The 18,209-nt window shown below is 75.3% G+C and carries 6 protein-coding genes; 5 read left to right on the plus strand and 1 reads right to left on the minus strand.

All coding sequences use genetic code 11. From position 1 onward, the window contains the following. Nucleotides 1–56 precede the first annotated feature (56 nt). Nucleotides 57–1,349: an NHLP bacteriocin system secretion protein gene (locus WD341_RS16555; RefSeq protein WP_368426587.1), complete on the minus strand. Its 1,293-nt coding sequence runs from the start codon at nt 1,347–1,349 to the stop codon at nt 57–59. A gap of 355 nt (nt 1,350–1,704) precedes the next feature. On the opposite strand from WD341_RS16555, the gene WD341_RS16560 reads away from it, so the two are divergent. From WD341_RS16560 to menD, 5 genes are all read left to right on the plus strand, one after another. After that, the gene (locus WD341_RS16560) at nt 1,705–2,382 is read left to right on the plus strand and encodes a hypothetical protein (RefSeq protein WP_368426588.1); all 678 of its coding nucleotides are present in this window, start codon (nt 1,705–1,707) and stop codon (nt 2,380–2,382) included. A 104-nt stretch (nt 2,383–2,486) separates the two neighbouring features. After that, the gene (locus WD341_RS16565; protein WP_368426589.1) at nt 2,487–8,936 is read left to right on the plus strand and encodes a beta-ketoacyl synthase N-terminal-like domain-containing protein; all 6,450 of its coding nucleotides are present in this window, start codon (nt 2,487–2,489) and stop codon (nt 8,934–8,936) included. A gap of 14 nt (nt 8,937–8,950) precedes the next feature. After that, a complete protein-coding gene (locus tag WD341_RS16570) occupies nt 8,951–14,626 on the plus strand; it encodes a beta-ketoacyl synthase N-terminal-like domain-containing protein (RefSeq protein WP_368426590.1) in 5,676 nt (1,891 codons plus the stop codon). Then, entirely contained in the window at nt 14,623–16,464 is a 1,842-nt protein-coding gene (locus WD341_RS16575) for a PfaD family polyunsaturated fatty acid/polyketide biosynthesis protein (RefSeq protein WP_368426591.1), read from the plus strand. The genes WD341_RS16570 and WD341_RS16575 overlap by 4 nt, the downstream gene beginning before the upstream one ends. Further along, nucleotides 16,461–18,200 carry a 2-succinyl-5-enolpyruvyl-6-hydroxy-3-cyclohexene-1-carboxylic-acid synthase gene (menD, locus tag WD341_RS16580; protein WP_368426592.1) on the plus strand — a complete coding sequence of 580 codons (1,740 nt, stop codon included), beginning with the start codon at nt 16,461–16,463 and terminating at the stop codon, nt 18,198–18,200. The genes WD341_RS16575 and menD overlap by 4 nt, the downstream gene beginning before the upstream one ends. Nucleotides 18,201–18,209: the final 9 nt, after the last annotated feature.

The raw sequence follows: 18,209 nt of genomic DNA on the forward strand, positions 1-18,209 counted from the left end.
GCCGCGGGCCGCGCCGCCCGCGCCCGCAGCGAGCGCGGGCGTGACGGCGGCTTGTCTCACACGCCGCCTCCGTGGAACCAGGTGCCGAAGATCGGGATGATGTAGGCGAGCGGCGGATCCTCCTGGACCGCGACCTTGGCCGCCGCCGTCGTGCCGGCGGTGACGCGGTAGGGTGGGCCGACCGAAGAGGTCCAGGCCAGGCCGCTCGCGGTGTGCGGGTCGGCGGTCAACGAGATGACGACCTCGATCGGTGCGCCGCCCTTGAGCAGTTGCTGCACGAGAGTCTCGTTGTCGATCTCGTTGCGCAGCTCCGCCTCCGTTGCCGGCTGCGCCCCGACCGAAACGACGGTGCCGACAAGGGTCCCGTAGATCTCCGGCTCGACCGTATCCGGGGACACCTGCGCGGCCATGCCCGGCCTGACCCGCTTGCCGTCTCCCGGACGGAAATAGCCGTAGAGCTGCAGGCTGCTGGTCGCGCTTTCGAGCTGCACGACCGGTGAGCCGGCCGCCAGCTCGTCGCCCTCGCGGGCCTCGACGGCGACGACGCGGCCGGCGCGCGGCGCGACGATCCGGGAGCTCTCCGCGACCAGGGAGTGGAGCTCGGCGACTTTGCTTTCCGACTCGACGATCTGGTTGTCGAGTTCGTCGAGGGAGCTCTCCTGCGTGGCGATGAACTGGCCGAGCTCCGCACGGGCGTTCTGAATGTCGCTGCGCGTGGTCGCGAGGGCGACCCGAGCGTCGTTGAGGTCGCTGCGGACCTGCTCGACGCGCTGGCGCAGGACCAGCCCCTGATCCATCTCCCGCTCGAGCTGGGCGAGGTAGGGCCGGTAGTCCGCCACGCGCTCCTCGAGCACCGCGGTCTTCTCCTCGAGGCTGGCGATCGTCGCCTGCGTCGCCCCGCGCCGCCGCTCGATCTCCCGCTGGACCGCGGCCCCGCGGCGCTCCCGCTCGCTCTTCAGGGTGGCCAGGAGGCGCTGCTCGCCGCTCAGCTCCTCGCGATCGGTGCCGACCCGGACGACGGCGACGAGGTCGCCCTCGGCGAGCTCCGCGCCGACGCCGACGGCCAGCCGCTCGAGTCGGCCGGCGGCGGGGGCGCGGAGCTCCTGGAGCACGCCGCCCTCGTACTCGATGACGCCGAGGCCGCTGACGTCGACGCGGATCTCGCCGAGGATGCCCCATGCGATCCCGCCCAGCGTGACGATCGCCAGGGTCAGGGCGACCAGCCAGCCGCGCGGCGAGGTGAGGCGCGCCAGTCGGCCGATGTCCTGTGGTGTGGCTGCCTTCGCAGCGGCCGGCGCCTTGTCGCGCGCCTCTTCCTTCGTCGTCCGCTCGTTGCGACGACCCAGCATCCCTGCCCCCCCTAGCGGCCCCGGTTGCGGATGTGCCAGTGGGCACCGCGCCGACCACCCCGCGTTCCATTCCACGTGCATTCGCGGCCGATTGCAAGGCTCGGGCTTTCCCAGCCGGAACGACCTCGGCCGGCCGCTTCGTTTCCCCGTCGTGTTTCGTCGCGTCGTGACAGGGGTTTAACTTGACCGCTCCGTGCGGCCATCGCACATTCGTTGCGCGAAAAGGGGCAAAGGGGTCGTGGCGCTACTTACTGACAAATCGCCTCGTTAGCGATTGCGGCGCAGATCGGCCAACCGATGCTGCCCGCGGATTGCACCTCTTTTATGTTTCACAAACAGGCAAGGAGGAATTGGCATGAAGGGGCAGGCTTCGCTCATCGTGGTCCACTACGATCGCAAGGATCCGCACTTCAAGGAGTTCGTAACCAAGGCCGTGGAGGCCACGAAGGAGCACAAGAAGGGGCAGCGCTTCTTCACCTACGTGCCGCTTCACGGTCCTTCCGACGTTGCCTACGTCTGGTTTCCCCACAAGTCCCATGCCGAACTGCATCCGGACAACCACGCTGCCGCGATGGTCGACAAGCATGGCGAGGCGAAGGCGGCGACGGCGGCGCAGAAGGCCCGCGGCGGCGTCAAGGGCCTGGGATCCGAGCTGATGCACACGGTCGCCGAGGCCGGCGAGGTGAACGGTCCGAAGCCCTATGTCATGGCCTACGGCCTCAAGGTCGACGGGGAGAAGAGCGACGCCTTCCGTGGCGCGGCCCGCCAGTTCATGGAGGCCAACCGGAAGTCGTCCAACCCGGTGCGAATCACCGTGCATCGGCCGGCCAGCGGCCAGCTCAGCACCTATCTGGTGCTGATCGGCGCCGACGACCTCGCTGACTTTGATCCGGACGGCAAGCACAACCACTCGCGCCTGTCCGACGCGATCGGCCCTGAGAACGCGGCCGAGGTCGCGCGCAATCTCAAGGAGGGCGCTTCCTTCGTGTGGCGTCAGCCGTTGCGCTACGTGGCCGCCTTCAGCAACCCCTGAGGTCGGCGGATCGGACCGGCCGCCCTCGGGCGCGGTCGGCACGAGAGTTCAGCGGCCGGTCCGGGCAGGGTAGTTCGGGCCGGCCGTTCATTTTGGGGGTTCCAGTGGCGGGCAGTACAACTCCAGGAAGCGCGAAGGCGACCGAGTCCGGCGGGGAGGGGCGCCGGGCGGCGATCGCCATCGTCGGGCTGTCCGCGGTCATGCCCGAGGCTGCGGACCTCGCCGGCTTCTGGTCGAACATCCTGCACGGCGTCGATTGCATCCGGGATCTGCCGCCGGGGCGCTGGCGGCGCGACCTCTACCTCGATTCGGACAGTGCGTCGCGCGACCGGGCCTATTCCGCGCGCGGTGGCTTCCTGCCGCCCGTGCCCTTCGATCCCCTGGCCTTCGGGCTGCCGCCCAAGGCGCTGGAGTCGGTCGACGCCAGCCAGCTGCTGGGCCTCTATGCGGCCAGGGCCGCGCTCCAGGACGCCGGCTGTCCGCCCGGAGTCGTCGATCACGCGCGCACCGGCGTCATTCTCGGCCTTGCCGGCACCACCATGAAGTCGCTCCAGGACCTGCGCGCGGGCCTCGAAGTGCCCCTGTGGGAGAGCGTGCTGCGCGAGCAGGGCCTCGCGGAGGAGCGGGTGGCCGAGATCGCCTCGGCGATGCGGCGTCTCTACCCGCAATGGGAGGAGACCAGCTTTCCCGGCTTCCTCGCCAACGTCGTCGCCGGGCGCATCGCCAACCGCTTCGACCTCGGCGGCCCGGCCTTCGCCGTCGATGCCGCCTGCGCCAGCAGCCTCTGTGCCGTCGGCTTGGCGATGGACGCGCTGTCGGCCGGGCGGGCCGACCGGATGCTTACCGGCGGCCTCGATACCGACAATGGCCTGACGGCCTACCTCAGCTTCTCCAAGACGCCGGCGCTGTCTCCGGGCGGGCGGGTGCGAGCTTTCGATGCGGCGGCCGACGGCACGGTGATCTCCGAGGGCGCCGGGCTGCTGGTGCTCAAGCGCCTGGCCGACGCCGAGCGGGACGGCGACCGGATCTACGCAGTGCTGCGCGGCTACGGCATGACCAGCGACGGCCGCTCCAAGAGCATCTATGCGCCGCGCGCCGAAGGTCAGGCGCGCGCGATCCGGGAAGCGCTGGACGCCGCGGGCCTGGCCGGCGAGGGCGTCGACCTGATCGAGGCCCACGCCACCGGCACCGAGGTTGGCGACGCGGTCGAGCTCGAGGCGCTGCACCTGGCCTTCGACCGGGCCGCGCCCGGCTCGATCGCGCTCGGCAGCGTCAAGTCGCAGATCGGCCACACCAAGGCGGCGGCCGGCGCCGCCAGCCTGATCAAGACGGCCTTGAGCCTCCACCACCGGACGTTGCCGCCGACGCTCGGCGTGACCGATCCCAACCACGGCCTCGAGGTGGCGGGCACGCCCTTCTACCTGAACACGCGGACACGGCCCTGGCTGGCACGCCCGCAGCGGCCGCGCCGCGCCGGCGTCAGCGCCTTCGGCTTCGGCGGCGCCAACGTCCATGTCCTGCTCGAGGAGGCGCCGAGCCCGCTCGAGCCGCTGCCGCTGGCGGCGAGCCCGGTGGGCATCCTGGTCGAGGCCGCGGACCCCGCGGCCCTGGCCGAGCGCTGCCGCGACCTTGCCGGACGCCTCGCCGGGAGCGACGCGCCCGCCACACTGGCCGAGCTCGCGGAGGCCCCGGCGCCGGCGCCTGAGCGACCGCGCCTCGGCTTCCTGGCGGCCGGACCCGCCGAAGCCGCCGAGGCCCTGGTGCTGGCGGCGCGGACGCTGGACGAGCGCGGCGGCGTGGACCCCTGGTCGCTGCCCGGCGGCATCCACTATCGCCCCGCGGCCCTGGCCGAGGCGACGCCGGACGCCCTGGTCGCGCTGTTTCCCGGGCAGGGCTCGCAGTACGCCGGCATGGGCGCCGAGCTGGCTGTCGCCTTTCCCCAGATGCGCAGGGCGGTGGAGCGGCTGGACGCCCGCTATGCGGCGGCCGGCCTGGAGCCGCTCTCCTCGGTTCTCTACCCACCCCCGAATCCGGCTGGCAGAGACGAGGGACAGGAAGCGGCCCTGCGCCGGACCCTCTACGCCCAGGGTGGAGTCGGCGCGCTCTCGCTCGGCCTGCTGCGGGTGCTCGAGAGCGCCGGCTTCCGACCCCGCTTCGCCGCGGGCCACAGCTTCGGCGAGCTGAGCGCCCTGGCGGCGGCCGGCGCGCTCGAGGAGGAGACCTACCTCGACTTGGTTCTGGCGCGCGGCCGGGCGCTGACGCCGCCGGAGGATGGCTCCGACCCGGGCGGGCTGCTGGCCGTGGAGCTGGACCGCGAGGCCGTGGAGGGTCTCCTGGACGGCCTGCCGGGCATGCGGCTGGCCAACGCCAATGCACCGCGCCAGACCGTCATCGGCGGCCCGACGCCCGCCGTCGAGGCGGCGCAGGCGCGGCTCGCCGAGCTCGGGCACGCGGCGGTTCGCCTGCCGGTCGCCGCTGCCTTCCACACCCCCAGCGTCGGCTACGCCGAGGCCCCCTGGCGGCGGGTCCTCGAGGAGGCCGCGATCGCGGCGCCGAGGTTGCAGGTCGCCGGCAACCGGGGCGGCGGCTTCCACGAGCCCGAGAGCGAGCGGGTGCGCGAGGCCCTGGCCGGCCAGCCCTTCGCCCCGGTGTTGTTCCAGGAGAACCTCGAGGCGATCTACGCGGCGGGCGGCCGGATCTTCGTCGAGATCGGCCCGCGCAGCGTGCTGACCCGCCTGGTCGGAGCGACCCTCGGCGAGCGGCCGCACCTGGCCGTGGCGCTGGATCCCGGTCGCGGCGGCGATGGGGAGCGATGGCTGCGCGGCGCGCTCTTGCAGCTTCGCGTCGCCGGCCTGGCGCTGGAGGAGCCGCGCCCGGTCAAGCGTCCGGCGCGCCCGGCAGCCCTGGCCGACCATGGCGCGCTGGTCTGGATCGACGGCGATTCCTTCGGCGCGGCGGAGCGCCGCCGGACGGCCGAGCAGCGGCTCACCGAGCTCGCCCGTACCCCGATTGCTCCGACGGCGGGTGCGGCCGCCGAGGTCTCGCCGCGCCAAGCGGCGCGGCCGGCCGAGGCCCGGCCCGTCGGTGCAGCGCCGGCGACGACGCCGCTCCTCGGCCGGGCGCTCGACCTGGAGGACGCGACGCTCGGCGCCCACCGCGAGTTTTTGACGCTGCAGACGGAACAGGCCCGGCTGCTCGCGGAGCTGCGGCGCAGCGGCGCCGAGCCCGGACTGTTCGAAAGGGTCGCCGCACAGCAGGCCGGAGTGACCCGGCTGCACGCGGACTTCCTGGCGGGCCAGCGCGGGCAGGTTCATGGCCTGCTGCTGCCCGGCGACGTGCCCGCCCCGGCGGCTCCGCCGTGGGTGGCGCCACCCGCAGAGACCTCTCCGGCGCCGCCGCGCCCGCTCGAGGCCGCCGCCACTCCTGCGGCGCAGCCGGAACCCCCCGCGGCGCAGCCCGAAACCCCCGCGGCGCAGCCCGAAACGGGAACCGGCGACCTGATGCCGGTCCTGCTGAACATCGTCGCCGAAGCGACCGGCTATCCCGCGGCCTTTCTCGAACCCGGCATGGACCTGGAGGCCGACCTCGGCGTCGATTCGATCAAGCGCGTCGAGATCCTGGCCGCGGTGCGGCGCGCTCTCGGTGCGGCCGGCGAGGCTGCCGGCCCGCTGCCGAAGGCGGCGCTCGGCGGCGCGCGCAGCCTGCGGGCGCTGGCCGACATCCTGGTCCACCACGTCGCCGGCCCTGCGGCGGGACCGGCTCCGGCGGAGTCGCCTGTCTCGGCCCCCGGACAAGGCGCGGCGGACGCCCCCGGAGACCTCGAGGCGCTGAGCGCGATGCTCACCGGCATCGTCGCCGACAAGACCGGCTATCCGGCGGACATGCTGGCGCCGGAGCTCGACATCGAGGCGGACCTGGGGATCGATTCGATCAAGCGCGTCGAGATCCTGGCCGCCCTGCGCCATGCCCTCGAGCGGGAGTCGGTGGACTGGCCGGACCAGCGGGCCCTGGCCGGCGCGCGCACCCTCGGCTCGGTCGCGCGCCTGCTCGCCGGTGCCGCCGCCTCGGTCGCCAGCGAAGCCATCACGGGCGCCGCGGCACCGGCCAACCAGAACGATACGGCCCAGAACGATACGGCCCAGAACGATAGGCCGAACGATAGGGCGCCGAACGATAGGGCGCCGAACGATAGGGCGAAGGTCGTGGCGCCGCCGCGCCACGTCGCCACCGGACGCCTGCTCTGGTCGGATCTGCCGCAGGCCTGTCCGGGGCGAGCCCTGCCCGGGGGGACGCTGGTCCTCTACGACGGGGGCGGTCGCCTGGCCGCCGAGCTGGCGCAGCTTCTGGAGCAGGCCGGCGCGACCGTTGTCGTGCTGCAGGCGTGCACGCTCCCGGAGTCCGTGGCGGTCGAGCTGCCGGAGACGATCCACCGCCTGCCTCTCGCCGAGGCGGGCCGCGCCACGCTCGAGGCTGCGCTGGCGCGCATCGAGCGACTGTTTCCGCCGATCGCCGGCGCGATCTTCTGCTGGCCCGAGACTACGGCCGGCACCGCCGGGCAGGACGACCCGCTCGGCCCGACGGCGCCGCTCGCAGCGGCGCTGGATCTCGCCGGCTGTCTCGACGCACGCTTCCTCGCGGCCGAGGCGCCGGCCTTCCTGACGCTGGTACCGGCCCGGGCCGAGGCCGCCGCCGCCGGCCTGCGCGGCCTGGTGCGCAGCCTGGCGCAGGAATGGCCCTCGGCACGGCTGCGCGCGCTCGAAGCCGAGGCCGGCCTGTCGCCGCTCGCGCTCGCCCGGGCCGCTGTCGCCGAGCTGAGCGACGTGGGCGCCGGCGCACCCGTGGTGAGTCTCGGGGTGGGGACGCGGCGCGCCCTGCGCCTCGAACCCGTCACGCTTCCCGACGAGGGGTCCCTGCCGGTGGCGCCCGGCGACCTGGTCCTGGTGACCGGCGGCGGCCGCGGCATCACGGCCGAGGCTGCGGAAGCGCTGGCCCGCGCCAGCGGATGCCGCCTCCTGTTGCTCGGGCGCAGCGCGCTCGACGTCGCCGAGCCAGCCTGGGCCGAGGGCGCCGAGAAGGCGTCGCTGCGCGCGCGGGCGATCGAGGCGCTGTCGGCCGAGGGGCGGCCGACGCCGCGCGCGGTCGAGGCCGCGGTGGCGCCGATCGTCGCGGCGCGACTGCTGCGGGCTCGCCTGGCGAGCCTGCGGGAGGCGGGCATCGAGGCCGACTACCGTGCCGTCGACGTCGCCGATTCGGCGGCGCTGGCGGCGGTGCTTTCCGAGGCCGGGCCGGTCGCCGGCGTGATCCACGGCGCCGGCGCCCTGGCCGACCGCCGCATCGGCGAGAAGCGCCCGGAGGATTTCGCCACCGTCTTCCGGCCCAAGGTGGAGGGCCTCTCGACGCTGCTCCGCCTGCTCGATCCGGCGGGCCTCAAGCTCCTGGCGCTCTTCTCCTCGACCGCCGCCGCCTTCGGCAACGTCGGCCAGAGCGACTATGCGATGGCCAATGCCGTGCTCGACCGGACCGCCGAGCGCCTGGCCGAGACCCTGCCCGACACCCGCGTCGTCGCCCTCGCCTGGGGTCCCTGGCGCGCGGGCATGGTGACGCCCGAGCTGGCGCGGCGCTTCGCCGAGCGCGGCATCCGGCCGATCGAGCCGGAGACGGGTTGCGCCCTCTTCCTGGCCGCCCTGAGGCAAGGCGGCGCGGCGCACCTCGTCCTCGGAGACGACCTCTCGGAGCCGGCCGCCAGGCCAGGCGCGCCGCGCCGCTTCGGCCTCGCGGAGACGCCGCTGCTGGCGGAGCACGTCATCGACGGCCGGGCGGTCGTGCCGGCGGCCTGGCCGCTCGCCTGGATGCTGGCCGAGCTGGAGGCGCGAGGGACCACGGCCGCGACGGTGGAGGACTTTCGGGTTCTCCGGGGGCTGATCCTCGAGGAGGGAGAAAGCGCGCCGCTCGACCTGCGGATCGACGGCAGCGACGGCGGAGACGGCAGCTTCGAGGCCGCGATCCTCGATGCCGGGGCGGCGTCCGGCGAGCGGCCCTACTACCGGGCGCGGCTGCTGACCGGGGCCGCGGCGGAATGCCCCCTCGCCTTCGAGCCCGGCACGGACGGCGGCACCCACGACCCGGCGGCCTACCTGGAGGGGCCGATCGCCTATGGCCCCGGCTTCCGTGGGGTGAGCCGGGTCGACCGCCTGGATTCGACCGGGGCGACGGTGACTCTCCGGCTGCCCGCCGCGGTCCGCGAGGGCGCGCGCAACCCCCTCGCCTACGATCTGGCGACCCACGCCCTGCTCGTCTGGCTCCAGGCGCAGCGCGGGGCGGGCTGCCTGCCGAGCCGAGTCGAGCGCATCGTCTGGCCCGCGACACCGGCCGCCGAGGGCACGCTGAGCGCCCGCGTGGCGATCCGCGAGCTGGACGACGAGCGGCTGGTCGCCGACCTCGCGCTGTTCGACGCCGGCGGTCGCGCGCTGCTCTGGATGAGCGGCTTCGAGGGCGTCGTCGTCGGCCGCGAGCACCCGCTGTCCGCACGCGCCGCCGCCCGGCGCAGCGCCTGACCCCGCGGCGCGCCATGGACCGCGAGCCTCTCGCCATCGTCGGCCTGTCGACCCTGCTGCCGGGGGCGTCCGACGCGGAGGCCTTCTGGCGCCGCCTGCTGGAAGGCTGGGACGCCATGAGCGAGGCGACCGCCGCGGACTTCGGGCTGGATCCCGCTGCCGTCTACAGCCCGGAGCGCGGCGTCCCGGATCGCCTGTGCAGCCTGCAGGGTGCGTGGCTGCGCGATGCCGAGGTACCGTGGGAGGGCTACGCCGTCTCCGCGGAGGAGCTGGCACGCCACGGCCCGCTGGTGCGCTGGCCGCTGCATCTGGCGAAGGCGGCGCTCGCCGAGGCCGAAGCCGGCGGACCGCTCGCGCGTGGGCGGTGCGGCCTGCTGCTCGGCGCCTACTCCTGGGGCACCACACAGCAGTCGACGCGGCTGTTTCGTGCGCTCTACGACCCGCCGATCGAAGCGGGCCTGGGCGCAGCGCTGGGGGACGGGGACTTCCGCTTCGCCGAGCCCGGGGACGCACCCGCACCGGAGAACGCGCTGATCGCCGGCTACGTGCCGGGGCTTCTGTCCCGCGCCCTGTCGCTCGGCGGGCCGCGCTATGCCCTCGACGCCGCCTGCGCGACCTCGCTCTACGCCCTGAAGCTCGCCGCGCTGCATCTCTGGGCCGGGCAGGCCGACAGCATGGTGATGACCGCGGCCAGCACCATCGATCCGCTTTACGCGAGCCTCGGCTTTGCCGCCCTGCACGCCCTGCCGGCGGGCAGCCGAAGCCGGCCGCTCGACGCCGGATCCGAGGGCCTGGCGCTGGGGCAGGGCGGCGTCGCCTTCGTCGTCCGCAGGCTGTCAGACGCGCGCGCCGACCGGCAGCCGGTCCGCGCCGTGATCCGCGGCATCGGCCTCGCCAGCGACGGCCGCGGCCAGCACATCATCACGCCCAACGCCCGCGGCCAGCGCCTCGCCTGCGCGCGGGCCTACGAGGAGGCGGGCCTGCCGCCCTCGGCCATCGACTACGTCGAATGCCACGCGACCGGCACCCGCGTCGGCGACCGCAGCGAGCTCAACGTGCTGGCGGAGGTCTTCGGCGGCGGCGCCTCGGCCATGCCACCGCTCGGCGCCGTGAAGTCCAACGTCGGCCACCTTCTGACGGCCGCCGGCGGCGTCGGCGCGCTCAAGACCCTGCTGGCCATGGAGCAGGGGCGCATTCCCCCGACCATCGGCATCGAGAGGCCGCTCGCCTCCGACGACGGGCGGGCCGGCGCCGGGCAGATCGTGCGTGACGAACAGGCCTGGCCCGAGCGCACGCCCGGCCGCCGCCGTGCCGCGGTCAACGCCTTCGGCTTCGGCGGCACCAACGCGCACATGATCCTGGAGGATGAGGCCGACCTCGGTGAGGAGTGCGCCGCGCCGGCGCCCCTGGCCGAGCGGGAGCCCCTGGCGATCGTCGGCCTCGGCGCCCAGGTCGGCTCGGCGGATACGCTGGAGGCCTGGCGCCGCCGCCTGCCGGAGGGCGAGGCGGATGCGCGCGCCCTGCCGGCGCGACGCTGGAGCGGTCTGGAGGCCCAGCTTCGCGGCGAGCCGCCGCGCGGCGCCTGGATCGAGCGCCTGGAGCTCGACGCCCTGCGCTACCGGCTGCCGCCGCGCGAGCTCGAGCGCCTCAATCCGCAACAGCTGCTGATGCTCTCGGTCGCCGACGCGGCCCTGCGCGATGCCGGGATCGAGGAAGGCGCCCGGGTCGCCGTCGTCGTCGCCGCCGAGGCGGAGCTGTCGGTGCATCGGCTGCGCGCGCGCTGGGACAGCGAGGCGCGCCTCGCCGAAGCCCTGGCCGACAAGGGCGCGGCGCTGCCGGACGAAGAGCGCGACCGACTGGCGGCGGCCCTGCGCGACGCCCTGCACCCGGCCTGCGATCCCGGCGACTTCCTCGGCTACATCGGCAACCTCTTGGCCAGCCGCATCACCGCGCTGTGGGACTTCCCGGCACCCAACTTCACCGTCTCTGCCGAGGAGAACGGCGGCCTGCAGGCGATCGCCATCGCCGAGCTGCTGCTCCGTGCCGGCGAGGCCGACGCCGTGCTGGTCGGCGCAGTCGACCTGGCCGGCGGGCCGGAGGCTATCTGGCTGCGTCGGCTGCTGCGCGGGCAGGAGTCGGCCTCGCCGGGCTTCGCGCTGTCGCCGTCGGGTGGCTGGTGGCCGGGCGAAGGTGCCGGCGCCCTGGTGCTGCAGCGCGCCTCCCGGGCCCGTGCCGAAGGACGCCGCGCCTACGCCTGCGTCGAGGCCCTCGCCGAGGCGCCGGCCTCGGGAGACCTGGCCGGGGCGGTCGAGCGAAGCGCCAGGGCCGCGCTCGCCGAAGCCGGCGTGGCTGCCGAGGAGGTCGGCATGCTCGAGGCCTTCGCCGGCGGCTCGGCCGTGGAGGACGCCCTGGAGCTCGAGGGACTGGTCCGGGTCTACGGCCCGGGCGCCGCGCCCTGCGTCCTGGGCAGCGCCAAGGCGCAGATCGGCCATACCGGCGCCGCCTCCGGCCTGCTCGGCGTGATCCGAACGGCCCTCTGCCTGTTCGATCGGGTGCTGCCCGCCCAGCCCGCCTGGGCCGGACCGCGCGCCGGCCTGCCGGGCGACGCCGGCAGGCTCGTCATCGGCGGCGGCGCCCGCCCCTGGCTCCGGCGGACCGGCCCGCGCCGTGCCGCGGTCCAGGGCCTCGGTCTCGACGGGCGCAGTCTTCACCTGCTGCTCTCGGAAGCCGGCGAGAGTGCGGACGGCGGCGTCGGCGCCGAAGGCGAGCGGCCTCCGCGAGCGCGCCTCGGGCTGTCCGAGGCGCCGCCGCTGCCCCTGCCGGTCTTCGCCGGCGACCTGGCGGGGCTGCTGGCCGGACTCGACCGGCTCGCCGAGGACAGGCGGCCGCTCGCGACGATCGCGCGGGAGCGGCTGGAGGCGGCGCCCGCCGACGGCCTGGCGCTGGTCCTGGTCGCGCGCGACCAGGCCGGACTGGAGCAGGAGATCGCGCTCGCCCGCGCCAGCCTGCCGGCGGCCTTCGCCGAGGCGCGCCCTTGGCAGACGCCGGCCGGCAGCTGCTGCGCGCCGCGGCCGCTTGGCCAGGGCGGCAAGATCGCCTTCGTCTATCCCGGCATCGGCTCGGTCGGGCCGGGACTGGCCAGCGAGCTCTTCGCCCTGGCTCCGGAGGCGCTGCAGGAGATCGAGGCCGCCTTCGCGAACCCGGCGGCGGCGCTCTCCGCCGACCTGGTCTATCCGACCGCCTTCGGCCGGGTCGGTCCGGCCGCGCTGGAGGCGGCGGACGAGGCGCTGCTGAGCGACGGGCTGACGGCGCTCAAGACGACCCTGATCTTCTCGGTCGGCTATGCCCGGCTGCTCTCGGCACGCCTCGGCCTGGAGCCGGACTTCGCCTGCGGCCATTCGATGGGCGAGCTCTCGATGCTGGTCGCCGGCGGCGCCTGGCGGCTGTCGGAGGACTGGCTGCAGGCGGTCGGCGCCAGCGAGAGCGTCGTCGAGCGACTGAGCGGCGACAAGCGCGCGGTGCGCGAGCTCTGGGACCTGGAGCCGGCGGCGCCGCTCGACTGGACCAGCCTGGTGCTGACCGCCGAGCCGGCCGCGGTGCGCAAGGCGCTCGCCGGCGAACGGCGGGTCTACCTGACCCACGTCAACGCACCGGCCGAATGCGTCGTCGCCGGCGAGGAGGCCGCCTGCCGGCGGGTCGCGGAGCGCCTCGGCTGCGATCGGCTGCGCACCGGCGGCGCGCTGGCGATCCACTGTCCGCCGGTCGAGAGCGAGCGGCCAGCGCTCCGGGCGCTGCTCGAGCGCCCGGTCGGCAGCCCGCGCGGCAAGGAGCCGGGCTACCTGTTCTCGGCCGGGGACGGGCCGCCGGTGGCCGCACCGGCCGATCCCCTGGCCCTCGCCGATCTGGTGGTCGAGGGCATCGCCCGGCCGGTCGACTTCCCGGCGACGGTCGAGCGTCTCTATGGCGAGGGCGCCCGCTTCTTCATCGAGATCGGGGCCGGGGCGACCTGCAGCCGCTGGGTCGCGGCGACCCTGGGGGAGCGGCCGCACCTGGCGCTGCCGGTCAACCGGCGCGGCGCCAGCGACAGCGTCACCGTCACGCGCCTGCTCGCGGCCCTGCTGGCGCAGCGGGCGCCGATCGCGCCGGGCCGCTGGGCCGCGCTGCTGCCCGAGCCGCCGGCGCCGGCGCGGATGCCGATCCGCATCGAGCTCGGCGACCACGACATCGGCAGCGCGCTCGATTCCCTGCCGCGCACTCGCGCGGTCCAGACGCCCGAGGCGCCCGCTGTGCCGGCGGCGGTCGAGGCCCCGCATCCACCTGCGCCCTCTGACCCCGCCGTCGCGGCTCTCGTGGAGCTGGCGATCGGGACGGCGCGGAGTCATGCCGCCTTCCTGGCGGGACGGCGCGCGGCGCTGGTCAAGCTCGCCGCTCTCGCAGCGCCCGGCGCGCCCGTGGCAGCGCCGGACGCGCCCTCCTGCGCGGCCCCGCTGTTCGACGAGGCCGACATCCGCGAATTCGCCGAGGGCAGCCTGGCGAAGGTGCTGGGGCCCGGCTACGCCTTCGCCGACGCCCTGCCGCGGCGCGTGCGGGTGCCGGCACCGCCCTTCATGGCGCTGAGCCGGGTCACCGCCGCCGACTACCGCAGGGGCGTTCTCGGCCCGGCGACGATCAGCACCGAGTACGACGTGCCCGATCCCGCCTGGCACGCGGTCGAGGGCGAGGCGCCCTACCTCGCCATGGACGCCCAGGGCATCCTGGTCCTGCTCAGCTGCCTCGGCATCGACGAGCGCCTTCAGGGCCGCCGAGGATTCCGCTGGCTCGACGCCAGCCTGACCTTCCTCGGCGACCGCCCGCGGGCCGGCCAGCGCGTGACCTACGACATCCGCATCGACCGTTTCGTCGAGCACGGCCAGACGCTGCTGTTCTTCTCTGACTACCTGGGAAGGGTCGACGGCCGGCCGATGCTGCGCATCGACGACTGCTGCGCCGGCTTCTTCAGCGCCGAGGAGCTGGCCGAGGGCCAGGGGCTGACCGATGGCGGACGGCCGCCGCGGGGCGCGCCGCGGGACCGCCTGGACAGCCCGGTTGAGGCGCTGTCGCGCGAGGCGCTGCTGGCCTTCTCCCGGGGGCAGGCGGCCCGGCTGCTCGGTCCCGACCGCGCGCCGGCCAGCCGCGCGCTGCGCCTGCCGCCGGCCGACATGCTGATGATCGACCGGGTGAGCCGGCTGGAGCCCAACGGCGGGCGGCACGGCCGGGGGCTGGTGGTGGCCGAGAAGGACCTCGATCCCGGGCACTGGTACATCCGCACGCATTTCCTCGACGACCCGGTGTTCGCCGGCCCCTGCATGATCGAGGGCGCCATGCAGATGCTCCAGGCCTTCGCGCTCGCCTGCGGCCTCGGGCGCGGACTGCCGGACGCGCGCTTCCAGCCGGTCGCCGGGCTGCCGCTCAAGGTCAAGTTCCGCGGCCAGGTGCCGGGCTCGCGCAGCCTCTTCACCTATCGGCTCGAGGTCGTCGAGCGCGGCCTCGATCCGGTGCCCTATCTGGTCGCCGACGTCGACCTGATCCATGACGGGCGGGTCAGGGGGCGCTTGACCGGCCTGTCGCTGCAGGTCGTGCCCGCGGCCGGGGGACTGCGCCTCGACGCCGCGCCGCTCGCCGCGGCGCTGGCGCCGGAGGCCGTGTCTTGACGCCGGCCGGGGCGTCGCGCGACCGCCTGTTCGACCTGGCCCGGCCGCTCGCCGTCCTCGCCTTCGACGACGGCCGCCGCGCGCTGGCCGAGGCGGCGGCGCCGCTGCCGGCCGGCGCGCAGATGGCGGCCCTGGTGCCGGCTCTGCCGCCGGAGGCCCTCGGCAGCGCGGCCTTCCGGCGCGCGCACGGAGTCCGGCTGGCCTATGCCGCCGGGGCGATGGCCGGCGGCATCGCCTCCGAGGCGCTAGTCGTGGCGCTCGGCCGGGCCGGGCTGCTCGCCGCCTTCGGCGCCGCCGGCCTGTCGCTGCCGCGAATCGAGGCGGCGCTGGTGCGTCTGCACGAGGCCCTGCCCGACGGCCCCTGGGCGATCAACCTGATCCACACGCCGGAACGTCCGGAGGAGGAGATGGCGCGGGTCGCGCTGTTCCTGCGGCACGGCGTGACCGTGATCGAGGCCTCGGCCTTCATGGAGCTGACGCCGGCCGTCGTCGCCTTCCGCGCGGCCGGCCTCTCGGCAGGACCCAGCGGCCGGCCTGTGGCCGGAACGCGCGTCATCGCCAAGCTGTCCCATCCGCGGATCGCCGAGCAGTTTCTCTCGCCGCCGCCGGCCGACCTGCTGGAGGCGCTGGTCGCCGAGGGCCGCATCACGGCGGTCCAGGCCGACCTCGCCCGCGGCCTGCCGGTCGCCGGCGACGTGACGGTCGAGGCGGATTCGGGCGGCCACACCGACGGCCGCCCGCTGATCGGACTGCTTCCGGCGATGCTGCGCCTGCGCGACCGGCTGCAGGTGCGGCACGGCTACGCAGAGCCGCCGCGCATCGGCGCCGCCGGCGGCATCGCCACGCCTGAAGCGGTCGCGGCGGCCTTCGCGCTGGGCGCCGACTATGTCGTCACCGGCTCGATCAACCAGGCCTGCCGCGAGGCCGGCACCTCCGAGGCGGTCAAGGCGCTGCTCGCCGAGGCCACCTTCGAAGACCTCGCGACGGCGCCGGCCGCCGACATGTTCGAGCTCGGCGTCCAGGTCCAGGTCCTCAAGCGCGGCACGCTCTTCGCGCTCCGTGCGCGCCGCCTTTGGGAGCTCTACCGCGCGCACGAAAGCTGGGAGGCGCTTCCCGCGGCCGAGCGCGCGCGGCTCGAGCGCGAGATCTTCCGGCAACCGGTGGAGGCGGTCTGGAGCGAGTGCGAGCGCTACCTCGGCGAAGTCGATCCGCCGGCCCTGGCCGCCGCCCGGAGCGACGGCAAGCAGCGGCTCGCCCTCCTGTTCCGCTGGTACCTGGGCCTCTCCTCGAAGTGGGCGAACGTCGGCGAACCCGAGCGGCGCCTCGACTATCAGGTCTGGTGCGGTCCGGCGATGGCAGCCTTCAACGACTGGGCCGCGGGCGGCGACCTGGCCGCCCCCGCGGCGCGCGGCGTCGTCGCGGTCGCCGAGGCGCTGATGGTCGGCGCGGCCCGCCATACCCGCCTCGCCCAGCTGCGAGCCGCCGGCCTGCAGCTTGCGCCCGAAACGCCGGTGGCAGCGCCGGCTCCCCCAGCCCCGGCCCCGGAACCCCCGGCACCTGCGGCACCGGAATCCGCGCCCGAGCGCCCGGACGCTGAAGCGGTCGAGGCTTGGCTGGTCGCCGAGCTCGCCGCCCAGCTGGCCGTGCCCGAGGAGGAGGTCGACCCGCGCCGCTCCTTCGAGAGCTACGCGCTCGATTCGGTGAAGGCCCTGGCGGTGATGGCGCGGCTGGAACAGTGGCTCGGCCGCAGGCTTTCGCCGACCCTGGTCTGGAACTACCCGACCATCGAGGCCCTGGCGGAGCGCCTGGGAGAGGCCCGCGCGGGGGCGCCCCGGTGAGCGGCGGCGCCCCGGTCGGCGGCGGCGAGCGGCTCGACCTGAACCTGCTCTGGTGCCGGGCGATCGCGGGCGAGCTGCATCGCGCCGGCGTTCGCCACGTGCTGCTGACGCTCGGCGGTCGCAGCGCCGCCATGGTGCTGACGCTGCAGCAGGACCCGCGGTTCGAGACGATGACGCGGGTCGACGAGCGCGGCGCCGCCTTCCTGGCGCTCGGCATCGCGCGCACGACCGGCCGGCCGGTGGCCGTGGTCACGACCTCCGGCAGCGCCGTCGCCAACCTGCTGCCGGCGCTCGCGGAAGCCGCGGCCTGGGGCACGCCACTGGTGCTGGTCACCTGCGACCGCCCGAACGAGGAGCGCGCCGGCGGCGGCCCGCAGTCGAGCGACCACCTGGGGCTGTGCGCCGCCCTGGTCGCCGCCGCCCTCGACCTGCCGGAGCCGAGCCCGGAGCCCGCGGCGCTCGCCGCCCTGCGCCTGAGCCTCGCCGACACGCTGCGCTTCGCCCTGCCGGGCCCGGCAGGCGGTCCGGTCCAGATCAACGTGCCCCAGCTTGGGCGGGTGGCCAGCCTCGACGCCGCAGCGACCCGGGCCGAGTTGCAACTGCCGCCCGGTGAGGCCTCCCCCCTGGCCGCGCCGGCGCGGCAGCAGGAGGACCTGGCGCCGCTGATCGCGCGGCTGGCGCTGCGCCCGGGCCTGCGCGGCCTGATCGTCGCCGGGCCCGAGACCCCGGTGCCGCCGGCCTGGATCGCCGAGCTCGCCGGCGCGAGCGGCTTCCCGCTGCTGGCCGACGCCGCGAGCGGCCTGCGCCGCCCCGCGGCGCCGAACCTGGTGGCGCTGGCCGATCTCCTGGTGCTCAGCCCGGACTTCGCCGGCGAGCCGCCCGACCTGGTCGTCCAGGTCGGCGCTGCGCCGGTCTCCCACGGCCTGCACGCCTACCTGCGCCGGCATGGAGCGCGGGTTTTGCGCATCGCGCGCGCGCCGGTGGCGGCCGACTTCCTGCACGCGGCGCCGGAGATCCTGGTCGCCCCCTCGCAGGGCCAGCTGGCCGAGCTCGGCGCGGCGCTCGGCCCCGGCGATGCAGCTTGGCGCGCGCGCTGGCTGGGCGCGGACGCGGCGCTGGAGGCGCGGCGCGAGGCGGCGCTCGAGGCGGCCGGCTGGGGCGACGCGCAGGCTGCCGCCGTCGCCTGCAACGCCCCCGGCTTCGGCCTGACCCTGCTCGCCAACTCGATGGCCGCGCGTCTCGGCAATCTCTTCTGCCGGCCCGGCGAGGCCGCTCACCCGATCCTCTGCAACCGCGGCGTCAACGGCATCGACGGAACGCTCTCGACCTTCCTGGGAGCCCTGGTCGGCGCCAAGGCGCGCGGGCTGGCGCTGATCGGCGACCAGGCGATGCTGCACGACCTGCCGTCCCTGGAGCCGCTCGCCGAGCGCTCGCTCGACGGCTGCATCTGCCTGCTCAACAACAAGGGCCCCGGCATCTTCGATCTTTCGATCTGGCCGGAGGACGCCGCGCTGCGCCGGCAACTGCGCCGCGAGACCCAAATCGACTTCGGCCCGATCGCCGCCGGCTTCGGCCTCGCCTACGAGCGGGTCGGCGAGGCCGCGGCCCTGAGCGCGGCGCTCGAGCGCGCCGCAAGCCGCGACGGCCTGAGCCTGGTCGAGGCCGACCTCCCGGAAGCTGCGCTGTTCGAGCGCTTCGGCGGGGTGGTGCGACACTGGCTCGGGGTCGGCGGCTGACGGAATGGT

Source organism: Tistlia sp. (genome assembly GCF_040905785.1).
Taxonomy (GTDB): Bacteria; Pseudomonadota; Alphaproteobacteria; order Kiloniellales; family DSM-21159; genus Tistlia.

Coding starts and splice junctions, on each gene's coding strand:
- WD341_RS16560 (WP_368426588.1), top strand. CDS start 1,705: ATGAAGGGGCAGGCTTCGCTCATCGTGGTCCACTACGATCGCAAGGAT.
- WD341_RS16555 (WP_368426587.1), bottom strand. CDS start 1,349: ATGCTGGGTCGTCGCAACGAGCGGACGACGAAGGAAGAGGCGCGCGAC.
- WD341_RS16570 (WP_368426590.1), top strand. CDS start 8,951: ATGGACCGCGAGCCTCTCGCCATCGTCGGCCTGTCGACCCTGCTGCCG.